The organism is Actinocorallia aurea (assembly GCF_054783995.1).
The window spans coordinates 770,699-787,416 of the sequence record NZ_BAAGPQ010000002.1; the positions used below are offsets into that span (position 1 = coordinate 770,699).

The 16,718-nt window shown below is 71.9% G+C and carries 22 protein-coding genes; 8 read left to right on the top strand and 14 right to left on the bottom strand.

The window, feature by feature from the left end; all coding sequences use genetic code 11:
- Position 1 precedes the first annotated feature (1 nt).
- A complete protein-coding gene (locus ACYVOM_RS03735) occupies positions 2-958 on the top strand; it encodes an LLM class F420-dependent oxidoreductase (RefSeq protein WP_460301773.1) in 957 nt (318 codons plus the stop codon).
- A 406-nt stretch (positions 959-1,364) separates the two neighbouring features.
- Here ACYVOM_RS03735 and ACYVOM_RS03740 read toward each other — a convergent pair whose 3' ends face one another.
- The 11 genes from ACYVOM_RS03740 to fdxA form a co-directional block, all read right to left on the bottom strand.
- Positions 1,365-2,507, bottom strand: coding sequence for an acyl-CoA dehydrogenase family protein (locus ACYVOM_RS03740; protein WP_460301774.1), 1,143 nt, complete (start codon positions 2,505-2,507; stop codon positions 1,365-1,367).
- A gap of 56 nt (positions 2,508-2,563) precedes the next feature.
- Positions 2,564-3,052: a DUF2617 family protein gene (locus ACYVOM_RS03745; RefSeq protein ID WP_460301775.1), complete on the bottom strand. Its 489-nt coding sequence runs from the start codon at positions 3,050-3,052 to the stop codon at positions 2,564-2,566.
- 55 nt (positions 3,053-3,107) lie between these two features.
- Entirely contained in the window at positions 3,108-4,001 is an 894-nt protein-coding gene (locus ACYVOM_RS03750) for a S1C family serine protease (protein WP_460301776.1), read from the bottom strand.
- Entirely contained in the window at positions 3,998-4,453 is a 456-nt protein-coding gene (locus tag ACYVOM_RS03755; protein ID WP_460301777.1) for a T3SS (YopN, CesT) and YbjN peptide-binding chaperone 1, read from the bottom strand. Before ACYVOM_RS03755 ends, ACYVOM_RS03750 begins: the two co-directional genes overlap by 4 nt.
- A gap of 25 nt (positions 4,454-4,478) precedes the next feature.
- Positions 4,479-6,008 (bottom strand): polyamine aminopropyltransferase, encoded by a 1,530-nt coding sequence (locus ACYVOM_RS03760; protein WP_460301778.1) that lies wholly within the window; start codon positions 6,006-6,008, stop codon positions 4,479-4,481.
- 25 nt (positions 6,009-6,033) lie between these two features.
- On the bottom strand, positions 6,034-6,465 hold the full coding sequence (locus tag ACYVOM_RS03765) for a DUF350 domain-containing protein (protein WP_460302343.1): 432 nt from the start codon (positions 6,463-6,465) through the stop codon (positions 6,034-6,036).
- A complete protein-coding gene (locus tag ACYVOM_RS03770; RefSeq protein WP_460301779.1) occupies positions 6,465-7,178 on the bottom strand; it encodes a hypothetical protein in 714 nt (237 codons plus the stop codon). Before ACYVOM_RS03770 ends, ACYVOM_RS03765 begins: the two co-directional genes overlap by 1 nt.
- A complete protein-coding gene (locus ACYVOM_RS03775; protein WP_460301780.1) occupies positions 7,175-7,576 on the bottom strand; it encodes a DUF4247 domain-containing protein in 402 nt (133 codons plus the stop codon). Before ACYVOM_RS03775 ends, ACYVOM_RS03770 begins: the two co-directional genes overlap by 4 nt.
- Positions 7,573-8,076 carry a DUF2617 family protein gene (locus ACYVOM_RS03780; protein ID WP_460301781.1) on the bottom strand — a complete coding sequence of 168 codons (504 nt, stop codon included), beginning with the start codon at positions 8,074-8,076 and terminating at the stop codon, positions 7,573-7,575. The genes ACYVOM_RS03775 and ACYVOM_RS03780 overlap by 4 nt, the downstream gene beginning before the upstream one ends.
- Positions 8,077-8,136: 60 nt before the next feature.
- A complete protein-coding gene (gene dapC / locus ACYVOM_RS03785; protein WP_460301782.1) occupies positions 8,137-9,216 on the bottom strand; it encodes a succinyldiaminopimelate transaminase in 1,080 nt (359 codons plus the stop codon).
- Positions 9,217-9,291: 75 nt separating this feature from the next.
- Positions 9,292-9,612, bottom strand: coding sequence for a ferredoxin (fdxA, locus tag ACYVOM_RS03790; RefSeq protein ID WP_460301783.1), 321 nt, complete (start codon positions 9,610-9,612; stop codon positions 9,292-9,294).
- A 112-nt stretch (positions 9,613-9,724) separates the two neighbouring features.
- On the opposite strand from fdxA, the gene ACYVOM_RS03795 reads away from it, so the two are divergent.
- Complete coding sequence (locus ACYVOM_RS03795) at positions 9,725-10,009, top strand: putative acetyltransferase (protein ID WP_460301784.1); 285 nt, start codon at positions 9,725-9,727, stop codon at positions 10,007-10,009.
- Here the strand turns inward: ACYVOM_RS03795 and ACYVOM_RS03800 are convergent.
- Positions 10,006-10,887: a crotonase/enoyl-CoA hydratase family protein gene (locus ACYVOM_RS03800; RefSeq protein ID WP_460301785.1), complete on the bottom strand. Its 882-nt coding sequence runs from the start codon at positions 10,885-10,887 to the stop codon at positions 10,006-10,008. The two genes, ACYVOM_RS03795 and ACYVOM_RS03800, sit on opposite strands and share 4 nt — an antisense overlap.
- A gap of 106 nt (positions 10,888-10,993) precedes the next feature.
- Here ACYVOM_RS03800 and ACYVOM_RS03805 point away from each other — a divergent pair, with 106 nt between their 5' ends.
- Positions 10,994-11,797, top strand: coding sequence for a class I SAM-dependent methyltransferase (locus ACYVOM_RS03805; RefSeq protein ID WP_460301786.1), 804 nt, complete (start codon positions 10,994-10,996; stop codon positions 11,795-11,797).
- Here ACYVOM_RS03805 and ACYVOM_RS03810 read toward each other — a convergent pair.
- Entirely contained in the window at positions 11,794-12,435 is a 642-nt protein-coding gene (locus ACYVOM_RS03810) for a hypothetical protein (RefSeq protein WP_460301787.1), read from the bottom strand. The two genes, ACYVOM_RS03805 and ACYVOM_RS03810, sit on opposite strands and share 4 nt — an antisense overlap.
- A 109-nt stretch (positions 12,436-12,544) precedes the next feature.
- On the opposite strand from ACYVOM_RS03810, the gene ACYVOM_RS03815 reads away from it, so the two are divergent.
- The 4 genes from ACYVOM_RS03815 (at position 12,545) to ACYVOM_RS03830 (ending at position 15,273) form a co-directional block, all read left to right on the top strand.
- Positions 12,545-13,600: a M48 family metalloprotease gene (locus tag ACYVOM_RS03815; RefSeq protein ID WP_460301788.1), complete on the top strand. Its 1,056-nt coding sequence runs from the start codon at positions 12,545-12,547 to the stop codon at positions 13,598-13,600.
- 97 nt (positions 13,601-13,697) lie between these two features.
- Entirely contained in the window at positions 13,698-14,186 is a 489-nt protein-coding gene (locus ACYVOM_RS03820; RefSeq protein ID WP_460301789.1) for a hypothetical protein, read from the top strand.
- Positions 14,180-14,824 carry a hypothetical protein gene (locus ACYVOM_RS03825; RefSeq protein WP_460301790.1) on the top strand — a complete coding sequence of 215 codons (645 nt, stop codon included), beginning with the start codon at positions 14,180-14,182 and terminating at the stop codon, positions 14,822-14,824. The genes ACYVOM_RS03820 and ACYVOM_RS03825 overlap by 7 nt, the downstream gene beginning before the upstream one ends.
- Before the next feature lie 101 nt (positions 14,825-14,925).
- Positions 14,926-15,273, top strand: coding sequence for an STAS domain-containing protein (locus tag ACYVOM_RS03830; protein ID WP_460301791.1), 348 nt, complete (start codon positions 14,926-14,928; stop codon positions 15,271-15,273).
- A 33-nt stretch (positions 15,274-15,306) separates the two neighbouring features.
- Here ACYVOM_RS03830 and ACYVOM_RS03835 read toward each other — a convergent pair whose 3' ends face one another.
- Positions 15,307-15,552: a helix-turn-helix domain-containing protein gene (locus ACYVOM_RS03835; protein ID WP_460301792.1), complete on the bottom strand. Its 246-nt coding sequence runs from the start codon at positions 15,550-15,552 to the stop codon at positions 15,307-15,309.
- A 119-nt stretch (positions 15,553-15,671) separates the two neighbouring features.
- Between ACYVOM_RS03835 and ACYVOM_RS03840 the strand changes: the two genes are divergently transcribed.
- Positions 15,672-16,628, top strand: coding sequence for a D-isomer specific 2-hydroxyacid dehydrogenase family protein (locus ACYVOM_RS03840; RefSeq protein WP_460301793.1), 957 nt, complete (start codon positions 15,672-15,674; stop codon positions 16,626-16,628).
- The last annotated feature ends 90 nt before the right edge of the window (positions 16,629-16,718 follow it).

Consider the following 16,718-nt stretch of genomic DNA (forward strand, 5'->3'; position numbering starts at 1 on the left):
CATGAGCTGGGCTCTCGCCCTCCCGACGGCCACCGCGCCCGGACCGGTGTCACGGCACCGCTCCCTCGTGGAGGAACTCCACACCCTCGGCTACACCGGCCTGTGGTCGGTCGAGACCGCGGGCCCCGACGCCTTCACCCCGCTGGCCCTGGCCTCCCAGTGGAGCCCTCGGTTGCACCTGGGCACCGCCATCGTCCCCGTCCACACCCGAGGCCCCGCCCTGCTCGCCCAGCAGGCCGCCACCCTCGCCGACCTCGCCCCAGGCCGCTTCACCCTGGGCCTCGGCACGTCCTCGCGCACCGTCGTGGAGCACTGGAACGGCATCCCCCACGCAGAGCCGTACCAGCGCGTCCGCGACACCCTGCGCTTCCTGCGCCGCGCGTTCACCGGTGACAAGGTGAGCGACGAACGCCTGGGCGTCCACGACTTCCGCCTGGAACAACCCCCCTCCATCCCACCCCCGATCGCCCTGGCCGCCCTACGCCCCGCCATGCTCGCCCTCGCCTCCCGCGAGGCCGACGCCGCCATCACCAACTGGGTCTCCCCCGAGGACGTCCGCAAGGTGCGCGCGGAGTTCGGCCACACCAAGCCCCTCCTCTCCCCCCTCTGCGTCCTCCCCACCGAAGACGCCGCCCTCGCCCGCACCGTCGCCCGCCGCCTCCTCACCGCCTACCTCACCGTCCCCGCCTACCGCGCCTTCCAGGACTGGCTCGGCCGAGCCCCCGATCTCAAAGCCATGCACGAGGCCTGGTCCGCCGGCGACCGCGCCTCCGCCCTCTCCGCCCTCCCCGACAAGGTGATAGACGCCCTCATCATCCGCGGCTCCCCCGCCACCTGCCGCTCCCGCCTCCACGAATACCTCGAAGCCGGCCTCACCACCCCCATCATCGGCCTCGCCCCCTACCCCGGCCTCAACGTCCCCGCCGCAATCCGAGCCCTGGCCCCAACCCCCACCTGACCCCCCAGGACCGGCCCGCCCCGGGCCGGTCCTGACGTCGATACCCTCGCGACTCCGACACGGGGACGGAGGCCGCCGGTGATCGTCCGGGGAACTCTCGGCTACGGAGCCGACCCCGAGAAGCTCGCGCGGCAGTACGAGAGCCTCACCTTCACCAGCGTCCACAGCGCATGGCTCGATCTCCTTCCACCGCCGAGCGCCCGAATCGCCGACCTCGGCACCGGAACGAGCCGAGACGCAGCGGCCTGCAGGCCGCCATCCGCACCTCCCCCACCACACTCCGCCCTACGGCGGCAGAAGCAGGCCGAACGCAGTGCGCCCGCCCCTGAACACCAATCACAAAGGCAGAGGGCCGTGCTCGTTCAACCCCAAAGAGAACGAGCACGACCCACGACAACCGGAACCATCAGACGCCGAGGCTGCGGCCGATGATTTCCTTCATGATCTCCGTGGTGCCGCCGAAGATGGTTTGGATGCGGACGTCCTGGTAGGCCTTGGCTATGGGGTATTCGGTCATGTAGCCGTAGCCGCCGTGGAGTTGGAGGCAGCGGTCGACTACGCGCTTCAACAACTCGGTGTTCCACCACTTGAGCATGGCGGCTTCGTCGGGGGTGAGGGTGTGGGTGGTGTCGGCGAGGATGCACTTGTCGGTGAAGGCGCGGGCGACGGTGATCTCGGTCTTGATCTCCGCTAGGACGAAGCGGGAGTTCTGGAAGGAGCCGATGGGCTTTCCGAAGGCGGTGCGGGTCTTGCAGTATTCGAGGGTCTTCTCGAAGGCGTCCTCGGCGGCCGTCAGGGCGGTGGCGCCGATGGAGAGGCGTTCGCGGGCGAGGTTCTGCATGAGGTAGATGAAGCCCATGCCCTCCTCGCCGAGGAGGTTCTTCGCCGGGACGCGGACGTTGTCGAACGAGAGCTCGGCGGTGTCCTGGGCGTGCATGCCGATCTTGTCGAGGTTGCGGCCGCGCTCGAAGCCGGGCATGCCGCGCTCGACCATCAGCAGGGAGATGCCCTTGTGCTTGGCGGTCGGGTCGGTCTTGGCGACCACGACGACGATGTCGGCGAGGATGCCGTTCGAGATGAACGTCTTCGAGCCGTTCAGGATGTAGTCGTCGCCGTCGCGGACCGCGGTGGTCTTGATGCCCTGGAGGTCGGAGCCGGCGCCGGGCTCGGTCATCGCGATGGCGGAGATCAGCTCGCCGGAGCAGTAGCCGGGCAGCCAGCGCTGCTTCTGCTCCTCGTTGAGGAGCTGCTTGAAGTAGCCGCCGTTGATGTCGTTGTGGACGGCCCAGCCGGGGCCGTGGATGCCGGCCTTGGCCAGCTCCTCGCCGAAGACGACGTAGTAGCGGTAGTCGTCGTTGCCGCCGCCCCCGTACTCCTCCGGCATGTCGATGCCGAGCAGGCCCGCCCGTCCGGCGGCCAGCCAGACCTCGCGGGAGACGATGCCGTCCTTCTCCCACTGCTCGTGATACGGGGCGCACTCTTTCGCGATGAAGGCTTTCACCATGTCGCGGAAGGCCTCGTGCTCCTCCGTGAAGATCTCACGCGCCATCGGGACCACACTCCTGGGTAAGTACGTACTGACTTGCCTCAGCGTACCAAGCCCGTTCAGCCGATCAGCAGGCGGCTCCTGGTGCTCACGACCTGGCGAGTCTCGGGAAAGGTGTACCAGCCGCGCCACTCGATGCCCCGCCGGACCTGCCGCACGAGCACCCCGCACAGGACGTCCTGACGCCCCGGGAAAGAGGCCGCGAGGGCGTCGTCCCGGTCGGCGAGGTACCTCCGGAGGAAGGCCACGGCGCGGGTGAAGTCCGAATAGTCACGCCGGTACACGTCGGCCGTGAAGACGTAGGACCAGCCGCCGACCTCGCGGCCCAGGTGGTACGGCAAGGGTCCGGGCCGCCCTTCGACCTGCGCGATCGTCTCGACGCAGGGGCCCGCGGCCACCTGGAAGCCGGTGGGGAGCAGGCGGGCCTGGATGTCCACGCCGGCCATCCGCCAACCCCGGACGGCCAGGGGGGCGAGGGCTGCCTCGTCCAGGGTGAACGAGAGGTCGTCGGCCGCGACGGCGAGGTCGGGCCGCGAGAGCTCCAGCATCGGAACCTTCCAGGGTCGGCACTTTGCCGGGATTGTACGACGTACGGAGGGGAGGTCAGCCCTCCAGAGCCGCCGGGATCACCTCGACGTGGCAGACGGCCCCCTCGCGGTGGACCGCGAGGGTCAGGGCGACGCCGATCCGGTCGCCGCCGAGCTGGTCGTAGAGCGCGGCCCGGCCGTCGATGGCGACGCCGTCCACGGCCAGAAGGGCGTCGCCGACGCGCAGCCGGGAGGCCGCGCCGACCCGGGTGACGACCTGGCACTTGACCTTGCGGCCGTCGATGTCCACATGCCGTTCGGCGATCGCGACGCCCAGGGACGCGCGGGCGACCCGCCCGCGCGCCACGAGGTCGCCCGTCACCGCCGCGACGGTCGAGGCGGGGACGGCGAAGCCGATGCCCGCGCCGTCGCGGCGGATGGCGGTGTTGACGCCCAGCACCCGCCCGCGCGAGTCGACGAGGGGGCCGCCGGAGTTGCCCGGGTTGATCGCGCAGTCGGTCTGCAGCACCCGCTCCAGCGACCGGACGCCGTCGCGGGTCGGCAGGGACCTGGCGAGGCCGCTGACGATGCCGAGCGACACCGACTCGGGGAACAGGCCGAGCGGCGAGCCCAGCGCCAGGCAGAGCTCCCCGAGGCGGGCGGGCTCGGCGCGCAGTTCCAGGTGGTGGCGGGGCGGTTCGGCGAGGCGCAGGACGGCGAGGTCGGTGAGCCGGTCCGCGCCGACGATCTCGGCGCGCTGGGACGGTCTGCCGGGCAGGTCCGCGGTGATCTCGCCGCCGTCCTCGATGACGTGGAAGTTGGTGACGACGTGGCCCGCGGCGTCCAGCACGAAGCCCGAGCCGAACGCCATGCCCTTGGCGGTCTTCAGGGAGAGCGCGGCGACGGACGGCAGCACCCGCTCGGTGAGGGCGGCAAGTTCGTCGCTGAAGGCGGCGAGTGCGAGGCTCATACGGTGACCGCGTCCTCGTCGTCCTCTTCCTCGAAGGACTTCTCGCCGCTGAAGTCGGCCTGGAGCTCGTCGTCGAACCGGTCGGCGAGGTCGCCGATCGCGTCGCAGGCGTAGGCGAGGTTCTCTACGGTGAGGGTCTCGGCGAGCAGCTCGGTGCTCATGATCACGTCGCCTTCGTCGGTGACGTAGACCCTGGCCTGGAGGATGCGGGAGTTGATGGAGTTGAGCGCCTTGAGGAGCTGCCTTCCGCCCGCGGCGCCGCGCAGCACGATCGACCAGACGCGGACGAGGTGCGGGTTGTCGCCCCGGTCGACCACGTCGACGTAGTAGAGCGCGCTGCCCCGCCGGACGGGGATGGAGCCGTCCTTGTCGACGGCCAGCGGCCCGTCGAGTTCCAGCATCTCCTTGACGAGCTTCTCGACATACGCCTGGATCATCGCGATCGGTGCCATGCCTGAATTCTTCCGGATCAAACCACTAGAAATCTTGCCATTCCTCATCCTCGTAGCCGACGATCACCGGCCGGACGAGGGTGTTGGCTTCGACGTCGTCGCGCCGGAGGTCCTTGGCGAAGATCCGGGAGGCGGACAGGACGTCGGCGTCGAGGAAGCGCAAGGCCGGAGCGTCGTCGGAGAGCGCCAAGGCGGGCTCGCCGGACGACGCCATGACGAAGCCCCAGTCTCCGAAGCTCGGCACGTCGACGTGGTAGGGCAGCGTGCGCAGACCGGATTCCCGGATCGTCCTCTCGATGCACCAGAACGACCGGGGCGCGAAGTACGGGGAGCCGGACTGGACGACCATCCTTCCCCCGTCGGCCACGAGATGTCGGGCGAGGCCGTAGAACTCGGCCGAGTACAGCTTGGCCGTGGCGACCTCGTCGGGGTCGGGGAAGTCCACGATGACGGCGTCGTAAGGCTCGCGCCCGTCACGCGCCCACGTGAACGCGTCCGCGTTGACGACGGTGACGCGCGGGTCCTCGAAGGCGCCCCCGTTCAGCTCCTTCATCCGGGGCTGGGTGCGGGCGAGGGAGACGACCTCGGGGTCGAGTTCCACGAGGGTCACCTCCCGGACGTCGGGGTAGCGCAGGACCTCGCGCAGGGCCAGGCCGTCGCCGCCGCCGAGGATGAGGACGCGCGCGCGGCTCCCGGCGAGGACGGGGTGCACGAGGGCCTCGTGGTAGCGGTACTCGTCGACCGAGGAGAACTGGAGGTCGCCGTTGAGGAAGAGGCGGGTGTCGGCGCGTCCAGAGAGGCTCACCTTCTCGGTGAGGACGATCTCCTGGTAGTCGCTGCGCGTGGAGAAGGCGACGGGGTCGTTGTAGAGGGCCTGGCGGGCGGTCGTCTCGAAGTCGTCGGCCTTGAGGTAGACCGCGGTGAGCAGCACGAGCACCGCGGCCATGACGCTCCACAGCACCGCCTTGACGGTCCGGCCGACCTCCGCGCGGAAGATCCACAGCACCACCGCGACGCCGGCGACGGCGTTGACCGCCCCGACGACGAGCGCGCCCCGGATCTGCCCGAAGACCGGCAGCAGCAGGAACGGGAAGGCGAGGCCGCCGACGAGCGCGCCCACGTAGTCGGCGGCGAAGAGGTCGGCGACGGCCGAACCCGCCTCCTGCCTGCGGATCTTCTGGAGCAGGGTCATCAGCAGCGGGATCTCCGCGCCGATGAGCGCGCCGAGCACGGACGCGGCCACCACGAGCATCGGGACGTAGAGGTCGAGCCAGGCGAAGGCCGCGTAGAGCAGCAGGACCGACAGCCCGCCGAGCAGCGCCAGGGCCGCCTCGATCGCCGCGAACGCGACGAGCGCGCGGGACTGGAGCGGCTTGGCCGCGAGCGACCCGACGCCCATCGCGCAGACCATGACCGACAGCACGATCGAGGCCTGGGTGATGGAGTTCCCGACCAGGTAGCTGCCGAGCGCCACCAGCGCCAGCTCGTAGACCAGCCCGCACGCCGCGCAGACGAACACCGCCGCCAGCACCAGCGCGCGCCGCCCCCTGATCACTTGGGCGCCCTCCCCCGACGGCGCATCAGCTGATGGAGGCGCAGACGATGGCCGCCGTGGCGAGGTCCGTCGCGGCGACGACCCACGCCGACGCGTGCGGCGAGCTTCCGCCGGACAGGAGGGTCTCGCCGAGCCTGCCGGGCGTGATCGCGTCGAGGATGAAGAACGCGACGACCGACAGCACGATCCCGAGCAGCGCGTAGACGACGGTGCTGAGCAGGCCGTCGGTCAGCCCGTCCTCGCTGACGATGATCGCGGTCGTGATGATCGCGCCGAGGCCGAGGAGCTTGGCGGCGAGGACGACCGCGCCGCCCTTGCCGCCCTCGGTCCAGATGATCTTGCCGAGGTGGCCGGGGGTCAGCAGGTCCACGACGAGGAAGCCGAGGGCGAGCAGCGCGATGCCGACACCGCCGTAGGCGAGCGTCGCCAGCGCCTCGCTGAACATGTCGTCGAACATCACGGGCCTTCCGCCTTCCGGGCCTTCAGGGTGCCGGAGATGATCCAGATGAGGCCGAGCAGCACCAGCACCCCGGCGACCGCCAGCCAGAAGTACCAGCCGAACCCGTGGACGGGGGCGAGCCGGTCGTTCGAGGACGCCGTCGCGTCCGTCGCCTGCTCCCGCGCGGGGATGGGCGCGAGGGCCCCTCCGCTCTCGGCGGCGGCGAGCATCGGCAGGGCGCCCAGGATGTCGGCGAGTTCGGAGATGCCCTGGGGCTCCAGCGAGTCGTGCAGCCTCGCGCGCTCCAGCGCGTAGGGGTCGACGTCGAACCCGTCGATGTTGTCGCTGGTCGACAGGCTGACCGAGCTCCACTCCTTGTAGATGTAGGAGTAGTTCACCCGCAGCACCATCCAGCGCGGGCAGTCCGCGGGCCGCGAGGTGACCTCGACGCCGAGCCCGAGATTGGAGCCCGTCTCCTCCGGGGCGCCCGTGCCCGCCTCCACCGCCCAGCCGTAGCAGATGCCGTGCGCAGTCGAGGCCTCGGCGTAGAGCTGCTGGATGCGGGCGGTGTCGTCGGCGTCGAGCGCGGTCGCGGTGGTGTCGTAGGACAGGTCCTCGTCGAAGACGCCCTCGTCCCAGAGGCTCCAGCCGATCGGCAGGACGAAGAAGACCAGCGCCAGGGCCGCGGCGATGAGGCAGCCGGCGTTGGATCCGGCCTTGCTCTGGCTCATTTGCCGTCCCCCGGGCCTCCGCCGCGGAAGAGGGTCGCGTGGCCGGCGGGCCCGCCCCATCTCCCGGCGACGTGGTCGTGCCAGCGCCGGTAGCCGACGTCGGCGGGGTCCACGTGGATCACGCTGCCTGAGCCCGCGGCGACGATCGCCACGACGACGTCCGGGTAGCGCAGGAAGACGCCGGAGGGGTCGACGGCGCGGTCCACCGGCTTGTGCCTGCCGGTGATGTCCCCCGCGGCCTTCACCGGGCTGTCCGGGGTCGTCCAGGAGTCGCCCTGCGCTTTGTAGTGGCGTTCGATCCACGAGGCGGGCGAGGTCGAGGTGTTCGCCAGGACGAGTGCGGCGATGAGCGCGCCGACGCCGACGAGGATGCCGCCTCCCCAGGCCGCGCCCTTCACGCCGGCTCCCCGCGCACGAGCCGCGAGGCCGTCTCGACGATCTGGGCGGCCTCCGGGTAGGTGTGCCAGGTCCGCCAGGTGATCCCTGCCTCGCACGGGTCCACGACGATCCCGGTGAGGGCGCCCGGGTGGCCGGGGAAGACGCCGCTGAGCGCGTCCGGCCGGTCGAGCCGGGCGGTGACCTCGGCGAGGGCGGCCGGGAAGTCGGCGGGGTCGAGGGTGCGCGAGGAGAACGTGTACCGCCAGCCGTCCAGGCCCGCCTCCGCGCGCGGCGGCAGGCCCTGCTCCCGGCCGGGAAGGCACGCGACGGTCTCCAGGACCGGGCCTGCCGCGACCTGGTGGGAGGCCCCGAGGAGGCGCAGCTCGACCGTCAGGCCGCCCACGGCGAGCGTGGAGACGGCCAGCGCGTCATGGCGCGGCTCGTCCAGGGCGAACGCGAGCGCCCGCGCGCTCGTGTCGCGGTAGGGCACTTCGAGCAGTCCGAGCACGGCACCGTCCACGTCGATCCGGGGGGATTCGCGGGCTTTCGCCCGGAGGGATCGCGTGGATCATAGTGCGCGTTACTTCAGCCGGGCCACCGCTTGCTCGATCCGCTCGTCCGTCGCGGTGATGGCGACGCGGACGTGCTGCGCGCCGGCCGAGCCGTAGAAGTCGCCCGGCGCGACGAGGATGCCCAGGTCGGCCAGGTAGGCGACGGTCTCCATGCAGGGCTCGTCGCGGGTCGCCCACAGGTACAGGGCGGCCTCGGAGTGCTCGATCCGGAAGCCGTGGGCCTCCAGCGCGTCCTTGAGCGCGAGGCGGCGGGCCGCGTAGCGGGCGTACTGCACGGCGAAGTGCTCGTCGTCGCCGTACGCGGCGGCCATCGCGGCCTGGACGGGCGCGGGCACGATCATCCCGGCGTGCTTGCGGATCTCCAGCAGCGCCTTGACCATCACCGGGTCGCCCGTGATGAAACCGGCGCGGTATCCGGCGAGGTTCGAGCGCTTGGACAGCGAGTGGATCGCCAGCAGGCCCTCGTGGGAGCCGCCGGAGATGTCGGGGTGCAGGATCGACAGGGGCTTGGGCCCCTCCCAGACCAGCTCGATGTAGCACTCGTCGCTGATCACCGGGACGCCGCGCTCGCGCGCCCACCCGACGACCTTGCGCAGGTGCTCGGGCGGCAGGACCCGGCCCGTCGGGTTCGACGGCGAGTTCACCCAGATCATCTTCGGCACCACGGGGCCGAGGGTGAGCAGGCCGTCGGAGGCCACGCCCGTCGCGCCCGCGATCCGCGCGCCCACGTCATAGGTGGGGTAGGCGAGCTCGGGGAAGACGACGGTGTCGCCGGGCCGCACGTCCAGCAGCTTCGGCAGCCAGGCGACGATCTCCTTGGTGCCGATCACCGGCAGCACCGCGTCGGACGGCACGGTGACGCCGAGGCTGCGCGCCAGCCAGCCGGCCGCCGCCTCGCGCAGTTCCGGGGTGCCCCAGGTCTGCGGGTAGCCGGGCGAGTCGGCCGCCGCGATGAGCGCCTGCCGCGCCACCTCGGGGGTCGGGTCGACCGGGGTCCCGACGGACAGGTCCACGATCCCGCCGGGGTGTGCCTTCGCCGTGTTCTTGTACGGCTCCAGTCGGTCCCAGGGGAAATCGGGCAGATCCATCGGTGTGGCTCCTTCAAGATGAAACGGCTCTCGGCCGCGGCCCTGCGCGGACCGCGGCCGAGAGCTGGATACGTGTTACTCGCCCTGCGGGGGCAGTGCAGCGGTGATCGGGTGGTCCCGTTCGATCTTGCCGACCTTGGACGCGCCGCCGGGGGCGCCCATGCCGTCGAAGAACTCGACGTTGACCTTGTAGAAGTCCTTCCACTGGTCGGGGAGGTCGTCTTCGTAGTAGATCGCCTCCACGGGGCACACGGGCTCGCACGCGCCGCAGTCGACGCACTCGTCCGGGTGGATGTAGAGCTGGCGCTGCCCCTCGTAGATGCAGTCGACCGGGCACTCCTCAATGCAGGCCTTGTCGAGCACGTCCACGCAAGGCTGCGCGATGACGTAGGTCACGCCGTCTCCTCTCAGTACTTCCCCGGCCCCGCCGTCAGCCACGGCTCACCGTAAGCTTGTGGGCAATAGTATTGCTGGCGCAGGGCAGTCATTTCGACGTGGGGGTACCCACTTGTCATCCCAGTTCGCCGCACCCGGGTTCGCCGCGCGGCTCGTCGTCGCGATCTCCCCGGAGGACGTCGGCGCGCGGGTCTCGCTGCGCCGCCGGCTCCAGACGGGAGAGTACTCCGATGTGGTCGGGGACCTTGAGGCCTGGTCCGGCGGAACGCTGAAGGTCCGCCGCCGCACCGGCGAGGTCGTCGAGGTCGCCGAGGCGACCCTCGTCGCGGGCAAGAAGGTCCCGCCCCCACCGGCGCGCCGGTCCCGATCACTCCCGGGCGATGCGCCCACGGCCTAGTCCTCCCGGCGCTTCGGGAACTCCGGCAGGGTCGCGGGCAGGTCGCGCGAGGGCGACAGCGGGAAGACCGCCGGGCGCTTCTCCAGGAACGACATGACGCCCTCGGCGGCGTCGGCGCCCGAGCCGATCTCGGCCATCAGGCGCGAGTCGTTGGCGTGCGCCTGCCAGGGCGTCTCGGCCGAGAGGCCCGCGTACATCAGGCGGCGGATCGCGGCGACGGAGACCGCCGAGGTGTTGTCGGCGACCTCCCTGGCCAGCTCGATCGCCGTCGGCAGCAGCTCCTCCGGCGGGACGACGCGGGAGACGAGACGGCCCGCGAGCGCCTCGGAGGCGGGGAAGACCCGGCCCGTCATCGCCCACTCCATCGCCTGGGAGATCCCGACGACGCGCGGCAGGTACCAGGACGAGGCAGCCTCGGCGACGATGCCGCGGCGGGCGAAGACGAAGCCGAACTTGGCGTTCTCCGAGGCGATCCTGACGTCCATCGGCAGCGTCATGGTCGCCCCGACGCCCACCGCGGCGCCGTTGATCGCGGCGATCACCGGCTTGAGGCAGGCCGCGATCCGCAGCACGACCGTGCCACCGCCGTCGCGCGGGGTCTTGCCGTCGGACAGCATGTCGTCCTCGGCGAACATGTCCTTGGCCTTGTCGTAGTCGAAGGTCCCGCCGCCCGCGCTGAGGTCGGCGCCCGCGCAGAACGCCCGGCCCGCGCCCGTCACGACGACGGCGCGCACGGCGTCGTCGGCGTCGACGCGGTCGAAGGCGTCGAGGGTCTCCAGCCGCATGGTGTTGGTGTAGGCGTTCATCTTCTCGGGCCGGTTGAGGGTGAGCACGGCGACGCCGTCCGCGACCTCGTAGCCGATCTCCGTGTAAGTCATGGGTCCGCCTTTCCACACCGGTTTCCGAATCTGATTCTAGGACGGTGGGGGTGCGGGGTCTCCGGACGACCCCCACCGCGGGGCATTGGTCGGATATCTTCGGCGCATGAACTGGTCCGTGGCGACATATGACTCCGCCTTCGGATATGTCTCAGCCCACGGCGCCCCCCTCATCGACCTGCTCGACCCCCAGCCCGGCGAGCGCGTCATCGACCTCGGCTGCGGCGCGGGCCTGCTCACCGCCGAACTGCACGCCCGCGGCGCCCAGCCCCTCGGCATCGACGGCAACCCGCTGCTCATCGCGCAGGCCACCGTCAACTTCCCCGAGCTGTCCTTCGCGCTCGGCGACGCCCACGACTTCACCGTCTCCGACCCGTACGACGCGGTCATCTCCATGTCGGCGCTGCACTGGATGGCGCGCGACCCCGACGCCGTCATCGCCCAGGTGTACTCGGCGCTGCGGCCCGGCGGCAGGTTCGTCGCGGAGATGGGCGGGGCCGGCAACTGCGCCGAACTGATCGCCGCGATGCAGACCGCCTGGCGCGAGTTCGGCCTGACCGAGCCCGAACTGCCCTGGTACTTCCCCACCCCGGCCGGGTACGCCGCGCGTCTTGAGGAGGCGGGCTTCACCGTCCGGATCCTCGAGTACTTCGACCGGCCCACCCGGATGACCGAGGGGCCGGGCGGCGCCGCCGACTGGGTGCGCGTCTTCGCGGCCGAGCCCCTGCGCGAGGTCCCTGCCGAACTCGCCCCGGCACTGCTGGCCCGGGTCAACGACCTCGCCGCGCCCGCGCTGCGGCGCGAGTCCGGCTGGGTCGCCGACTATGTCCGGCTGCGCTTCGCGGCGGTCCGCAAGGCGGGCGGCGCGCCTCCGCACGGCGGGCCCGTGCCCGCCCTCGGCCCCCTCTAGACGGTGCCGATCGCCCGCGGGAGATCGAGGGCGAGGAGCTGGTCGAGCTGGAGCGCGGTCTCCAGCTTGGCGCCCACGGCCACGTCGGGGTCCTCGGTGAGGCGGTCCAGGGCGGCGAGGGCGGCGGGCACGTCCAGGTCGGCGCAGAGCGCGGTGAGGGTCTCCTCGGCGTAGCGGGCGTCCGGAGCGCGCGACGGCTGAGTCGCCCAGCCGGCGAGCAGCAGCCGCCAGCGGTCCAGCCGGGCTGCCGCTTCGGCCAGATCGTCCGAGGTCAGCGCGGCCTCGCTGCGGTAGTGCACCGCCAGCAGGGCGAGCCGCAACGCGAGCGGATCGCCCGCGAAACCCTCCGGAGCCGTCCAGGAGGCCACCTGGACCTCGCCCCCCGACGTGACGTTTCCCACACTCAACGCGTCCGCGAGGGGCTCCCCGGCGTACAGGAGGGCGACGTTGTAGAGGGTGTGGTCCGCGGCCTGAGCTGCGGTGGTCAGGGTGCGCCTGCGAAGCCGGGACGCGAGCCTGCGGAGCAGATCGGCGGTGACGCAGACACGCAGGTCACCGGGCGCTTGGACATAGAGTCTCAGGGGCCCGGGCCGGACTCCGACGACCTGTCCGGTCCGGGTCTCGAATAGGCGCAGCATGCCCTCCACCCTAGAGAACGCCGCGCGCCGATGATCTCCCGGGCGCGGGCCCGAAGCGGACGACGGGCGCGGAAGTGCTGTCGGAGGCGGTTGGTAGCCTCCGGTTCTCATGAGGAACACAGCGCTTGGTTCCGGCACGGCCCCCGCCGCGCCGGTCACCGCCGAGAGCCAGCCGGACCTCTGGCTGCTGGTCCAGGACACCGCGGCGCGCCTCGGCGTGTCCGCGCCTGACGAGATCGGCCTCCACCCCGGCGCCGAGATCAGCGCGGCGCCCGGCCGCCTGATGCTCGGCCTCCCCCACGTGCTCGACCTGCCCGCCGACGAGCTCGCCGCGGTCGTCGCGCACGAACTCGCCAGGCCGCAGGCTCCCGCGTCCCGGCCGCTCGCCTTCCGCGCGGGAGGCGGCGCGTCCGTCACAGAGGCGCTCGTGGTGTCGCCGGAATCGGTCGCCGCGGCCCTGGTCCACGCGTCCTACCTCGCCTTCACCTTCGAGCGGTTCGTCCTGCAGTACGTCGGGCCGCTCGCCGCGGCCGGATGGTTCCCCGTCGACCTCTGGGACGCCTGGCGGGCCAGCCGGTTCCGGGAGCGCAGGTCCGATTCCGCGGCCCGGCCCGTGCCGCTGCGCCCTCTGCCCGTCGAGGTCGAGACGGGGTTCGCCAAGGCGCTCGCCGAAGGGCTCTCCACCGCGGCGCCGGCCGCGCCCGTCCCGTCGCCCGAAGGGTGCCCGACCTCCACGCGGCTGGCCGTCGCGCCCCGCGAGCCGGAGCCCGCCGGGCTGCGCGGCGCCACCTTCGACGGCGTCGACGAGGCGGTGTGGGAGGACGCCGCCACCCGGTGCGCCATCGGCATCCGCGGCGCCGCCGCCGACCTCCTCGGACACCCCGTGGTCCTCGGCACCGACGTCGTCGCGCTCGTCCGGCAGGGCCGCGCGGCGGACATCCTGCGCAAGGCGGGCGCGGAGTCGCCCGACCTCTTCCCCGTCGGCCGCGTCCTCGGCCCCCTGCTCGGCGACGCGCTGCGCCGCCGCGGCTACCGGGCCGAGCAGGTCCTCGCCCAGCATGTCCTGGTCGGCCCCGGCTTCGACCGGATCGACACCGCGGCCCTCATCGACCCCATGGAACGCGGCGGCGAGCCCCCGGCGCTCCTGCTCGAACTGCTCTCCTGACCCCAGTCACCAGATGTCCGGGCATACCCCTGGCACGTAACGGCACGATTTCTCAGAGTGACCACACGCCCCCGCCGGGGTGCCTAGGCTCCCCGGCATGCGTCCCGTACTCGCCTGCCTGCTGCTCGCGACGGCCTGCTCCAACGCCGCCGCCGGGATCTTCCAGCCGTCCGGGACGGGCGCGCCGGCCGCCCCGTCCCCCGACCGGCGCGCAGCGGTCCTCTCCGCTTACCTGGACTTCCACCGGGCCTTCCAGACCGCGCTCGGCGGCAACGACGCCTCGGGCCTCCCCGCCGTCACCGCCGAACCCCTGACGTCGCGGCTCGCCGCGGTCGTCACCGACCAGGCAAGGCGCGACGTCGTGCGGCGCACCCACACCGCGGTGAACCCGCGGATCGCCTGGATCAAGGGCGGCGCCGCGCACATCGTGGACTGCGTCGCCTCCCCCGGCTTCACCACCTTCGACGCCGGATCGGGCAAGCGGCGCGGCCCGGGACCCCGCCCCGAACAAGCGGTCCTGCACGTGAGGCTCGTCCTCGACGGGACCTGGAAGGTCGCCTCGGTCCGGGCGGGTGGTCCATGCTGACCGCGCTGGCGCTGGCGCTGCTCACCGCGCCGCCCGGCGAGCCCGTCTGCGACACCGGCTCGGTCATCACCTGCCTGGACACCGTGTCCGGCGGAGGCGGCGCCGACCGGCCCCGGCGGCCCGTCGTGCGGGCGCCTTCCCGGGACGTCGCGGCCTGCCCGGACGCCGCCGACTTCTGCACCACCGCGCTGGTCGACACCCCGCTCGTCACCACCGCGGACGTCGTCGGCATGGCCCGCGCCCTGCTGCGGCTCCCGCTGCCGCGACCGCGCACCGACCCCGCGCCCACGACCTACGTCGGGCTGCCGACCCTGCTCAAGGTGCAGCACGGCCTTTGGCGCGAGCACCGGGCCGCCGCGTCCGCCGCGGGCCGGCACGTCGAACTCGTCGGGCGGCCCGTCCGGATCGTGTGGGACCTCGGCGGCGACGGACGTGAGATCTGCGCGGCCCGTGCCCGTTGTGTCCACACCTGGACGCGATCGTCGGCCGAGCCCGTGCCCGTGACCGCGACGGTGGAGTATCGAGTGGCGTGGCGGTGCGCGGGCGGATGCGACGAGCCGTCCGGGGAACTCGAACTGCCCGCAACGGGGACGACGACGCTCGTGGTACGCGAGTTGCAGACGGTGGCGGGGCGATGACCTGCGGGGCAGTCTCAAAGATCGGTAATATTCCGCGCCCCACCCCTTGGCAACACGGCGTACCCGAGCGACTCTGAATTGTCACGGGGAAGGGGCGTTCCATGGATTATGGGGCGGAAGTGGCCGACTGCGGGCCGTACGTCTTGGTGAACGTGCACGGGGAACTCGACGTGGCGTCCGAACCGTGGTTCCGCGGCGCGCTGCTGGAATCCATCGGCTTCGGCGACCGCGCCGTCGTCCTCGACATGCGGCAGGTGCGGTTCTGCGCCGCCGCCGGGCTGAACTCGATCGTGGCCACCCAGCGGATGACCCGCGGACTCGGCCCCGGCGTCGCGGTGGCGGGCGCCATCCCGCGCGTCCGCAAGACCTTCGAGATCACCCGGCTGGACAGGGTGATCCCCCTGTACGACACCGTTCCCGAAGCCGTACAGGGTCTCATCGGAAGCTGATCCAGGGCCGGGCGGGACCCGGCCCCTCCAGCGTCAGCCCTTCTGCGGCGACGGTGAACCCCCCGACGGGGCCGTCTTGGGGCGGCGGGCACCGCCCCGGCCGCGGAGCGGGACCCCTGTGTCGACGAGAAGACGGTGCACGGCGCCGTAGGAGCGGCCCGTCTCGGCGGCGAGCTGGCGGATGCTGCGGCCGGCCTGGTAGCCCTCGGCGATCTCCTTGGCCAGCTTCTCCCGGCGTTCCCCGGACAGGCGTTCGCCCTTCTTCACGGCTTCGGACATGGTGTCCTCCTCCTGGTGACGATTCGGCTCCTCTAGATCACAGTAACCCGCGAAGATCGGACATTCCACGCCAATGCGTGCGTCATCTGTCACGGGCGGGAGCTGAGAGACTGCGCGATATGGAAGTGAAGATCGGTATCGCCCCGGAAAAGGCGATCGAAGGAGTCGGCCGGCCCACCGATGTCGCCCTGGGCCCGCTGCGCGACCAGGTGGCCCAGGCCGTCACCAGAGGCGGCGGAACCGTCGTCCCGGTACAGGAGGCCGAGGGACTGGTCTGGCTCCTCCCAGGTGGCCCAGAGCCCCTCCTGGAGGTCCTCGACGACCACCCCTCGATCCGGTGGGTCCAGCTCCCCTGGGCTGGAGTCGAACACTTCAAAGCCGCCTTCAAACGCCCGCAGACCTTCACCTGCGCCAAAGGAAGCTTTGCCAAGCAGGTCAGCGAGCACGCGCTGCTGCTCGCCCTCGCGTGCCTGCGCGACCTCGTCCGGCACGCCAGAACCCCTTCCTGGCGGCCCATCGACCCGCGCTCCCTCGGCGGGCTGTCCGTCACCATCCTCGGCGGCGGCGGCATCGCCACCGAACTCGTCCGGCTGCTCCAGCCGTTCGGATGCCGGATCCGGGTGCTGCGGCGCTCACCGGAACCCCTCCCCGGAGCGGACGAGACCCTCCCGATCAGCGAACTGCACGCCGTCCTGCCCACCACCGACGTCCTCGTCGTGGCCCTGGCGCTCACTCCGGAGACCCGGCACATCGTCGGAGCCCCCGAACTCGCGCTGCTGCCCCCCGGAGCCGTCCTGGTGAACGTCGCGCGCGGGCCCCACGTCGACACCGACGCCCTCATGGCCGCCCTCGACTCCGGCGCCCTCGCCGCCGCGGGCCTCGACGTCACCGACCCCGAACCCCTCCCCGCCGACCACCCGCTGTGGGGCTACGACCAGGTCCTCATCACCTCCCACTGCGCCGACTCCTCCGACTACGTCGCACTGAAGCTGTGCGAACGCGTCACCGAGAACGTCCGGCGGTTCGGAGAAGGCACGGAACTGGAAGGCCTCGTGGACGCCGAAGCCGGCTACTGACCCCCGCGGACCCACCCGTCCGGGCGGCTGCCGCCGCTCCGGGGGGCACGGGCGGGTCACCAGCGGGCTCCGGGAGCCGAGCGCCGCGAA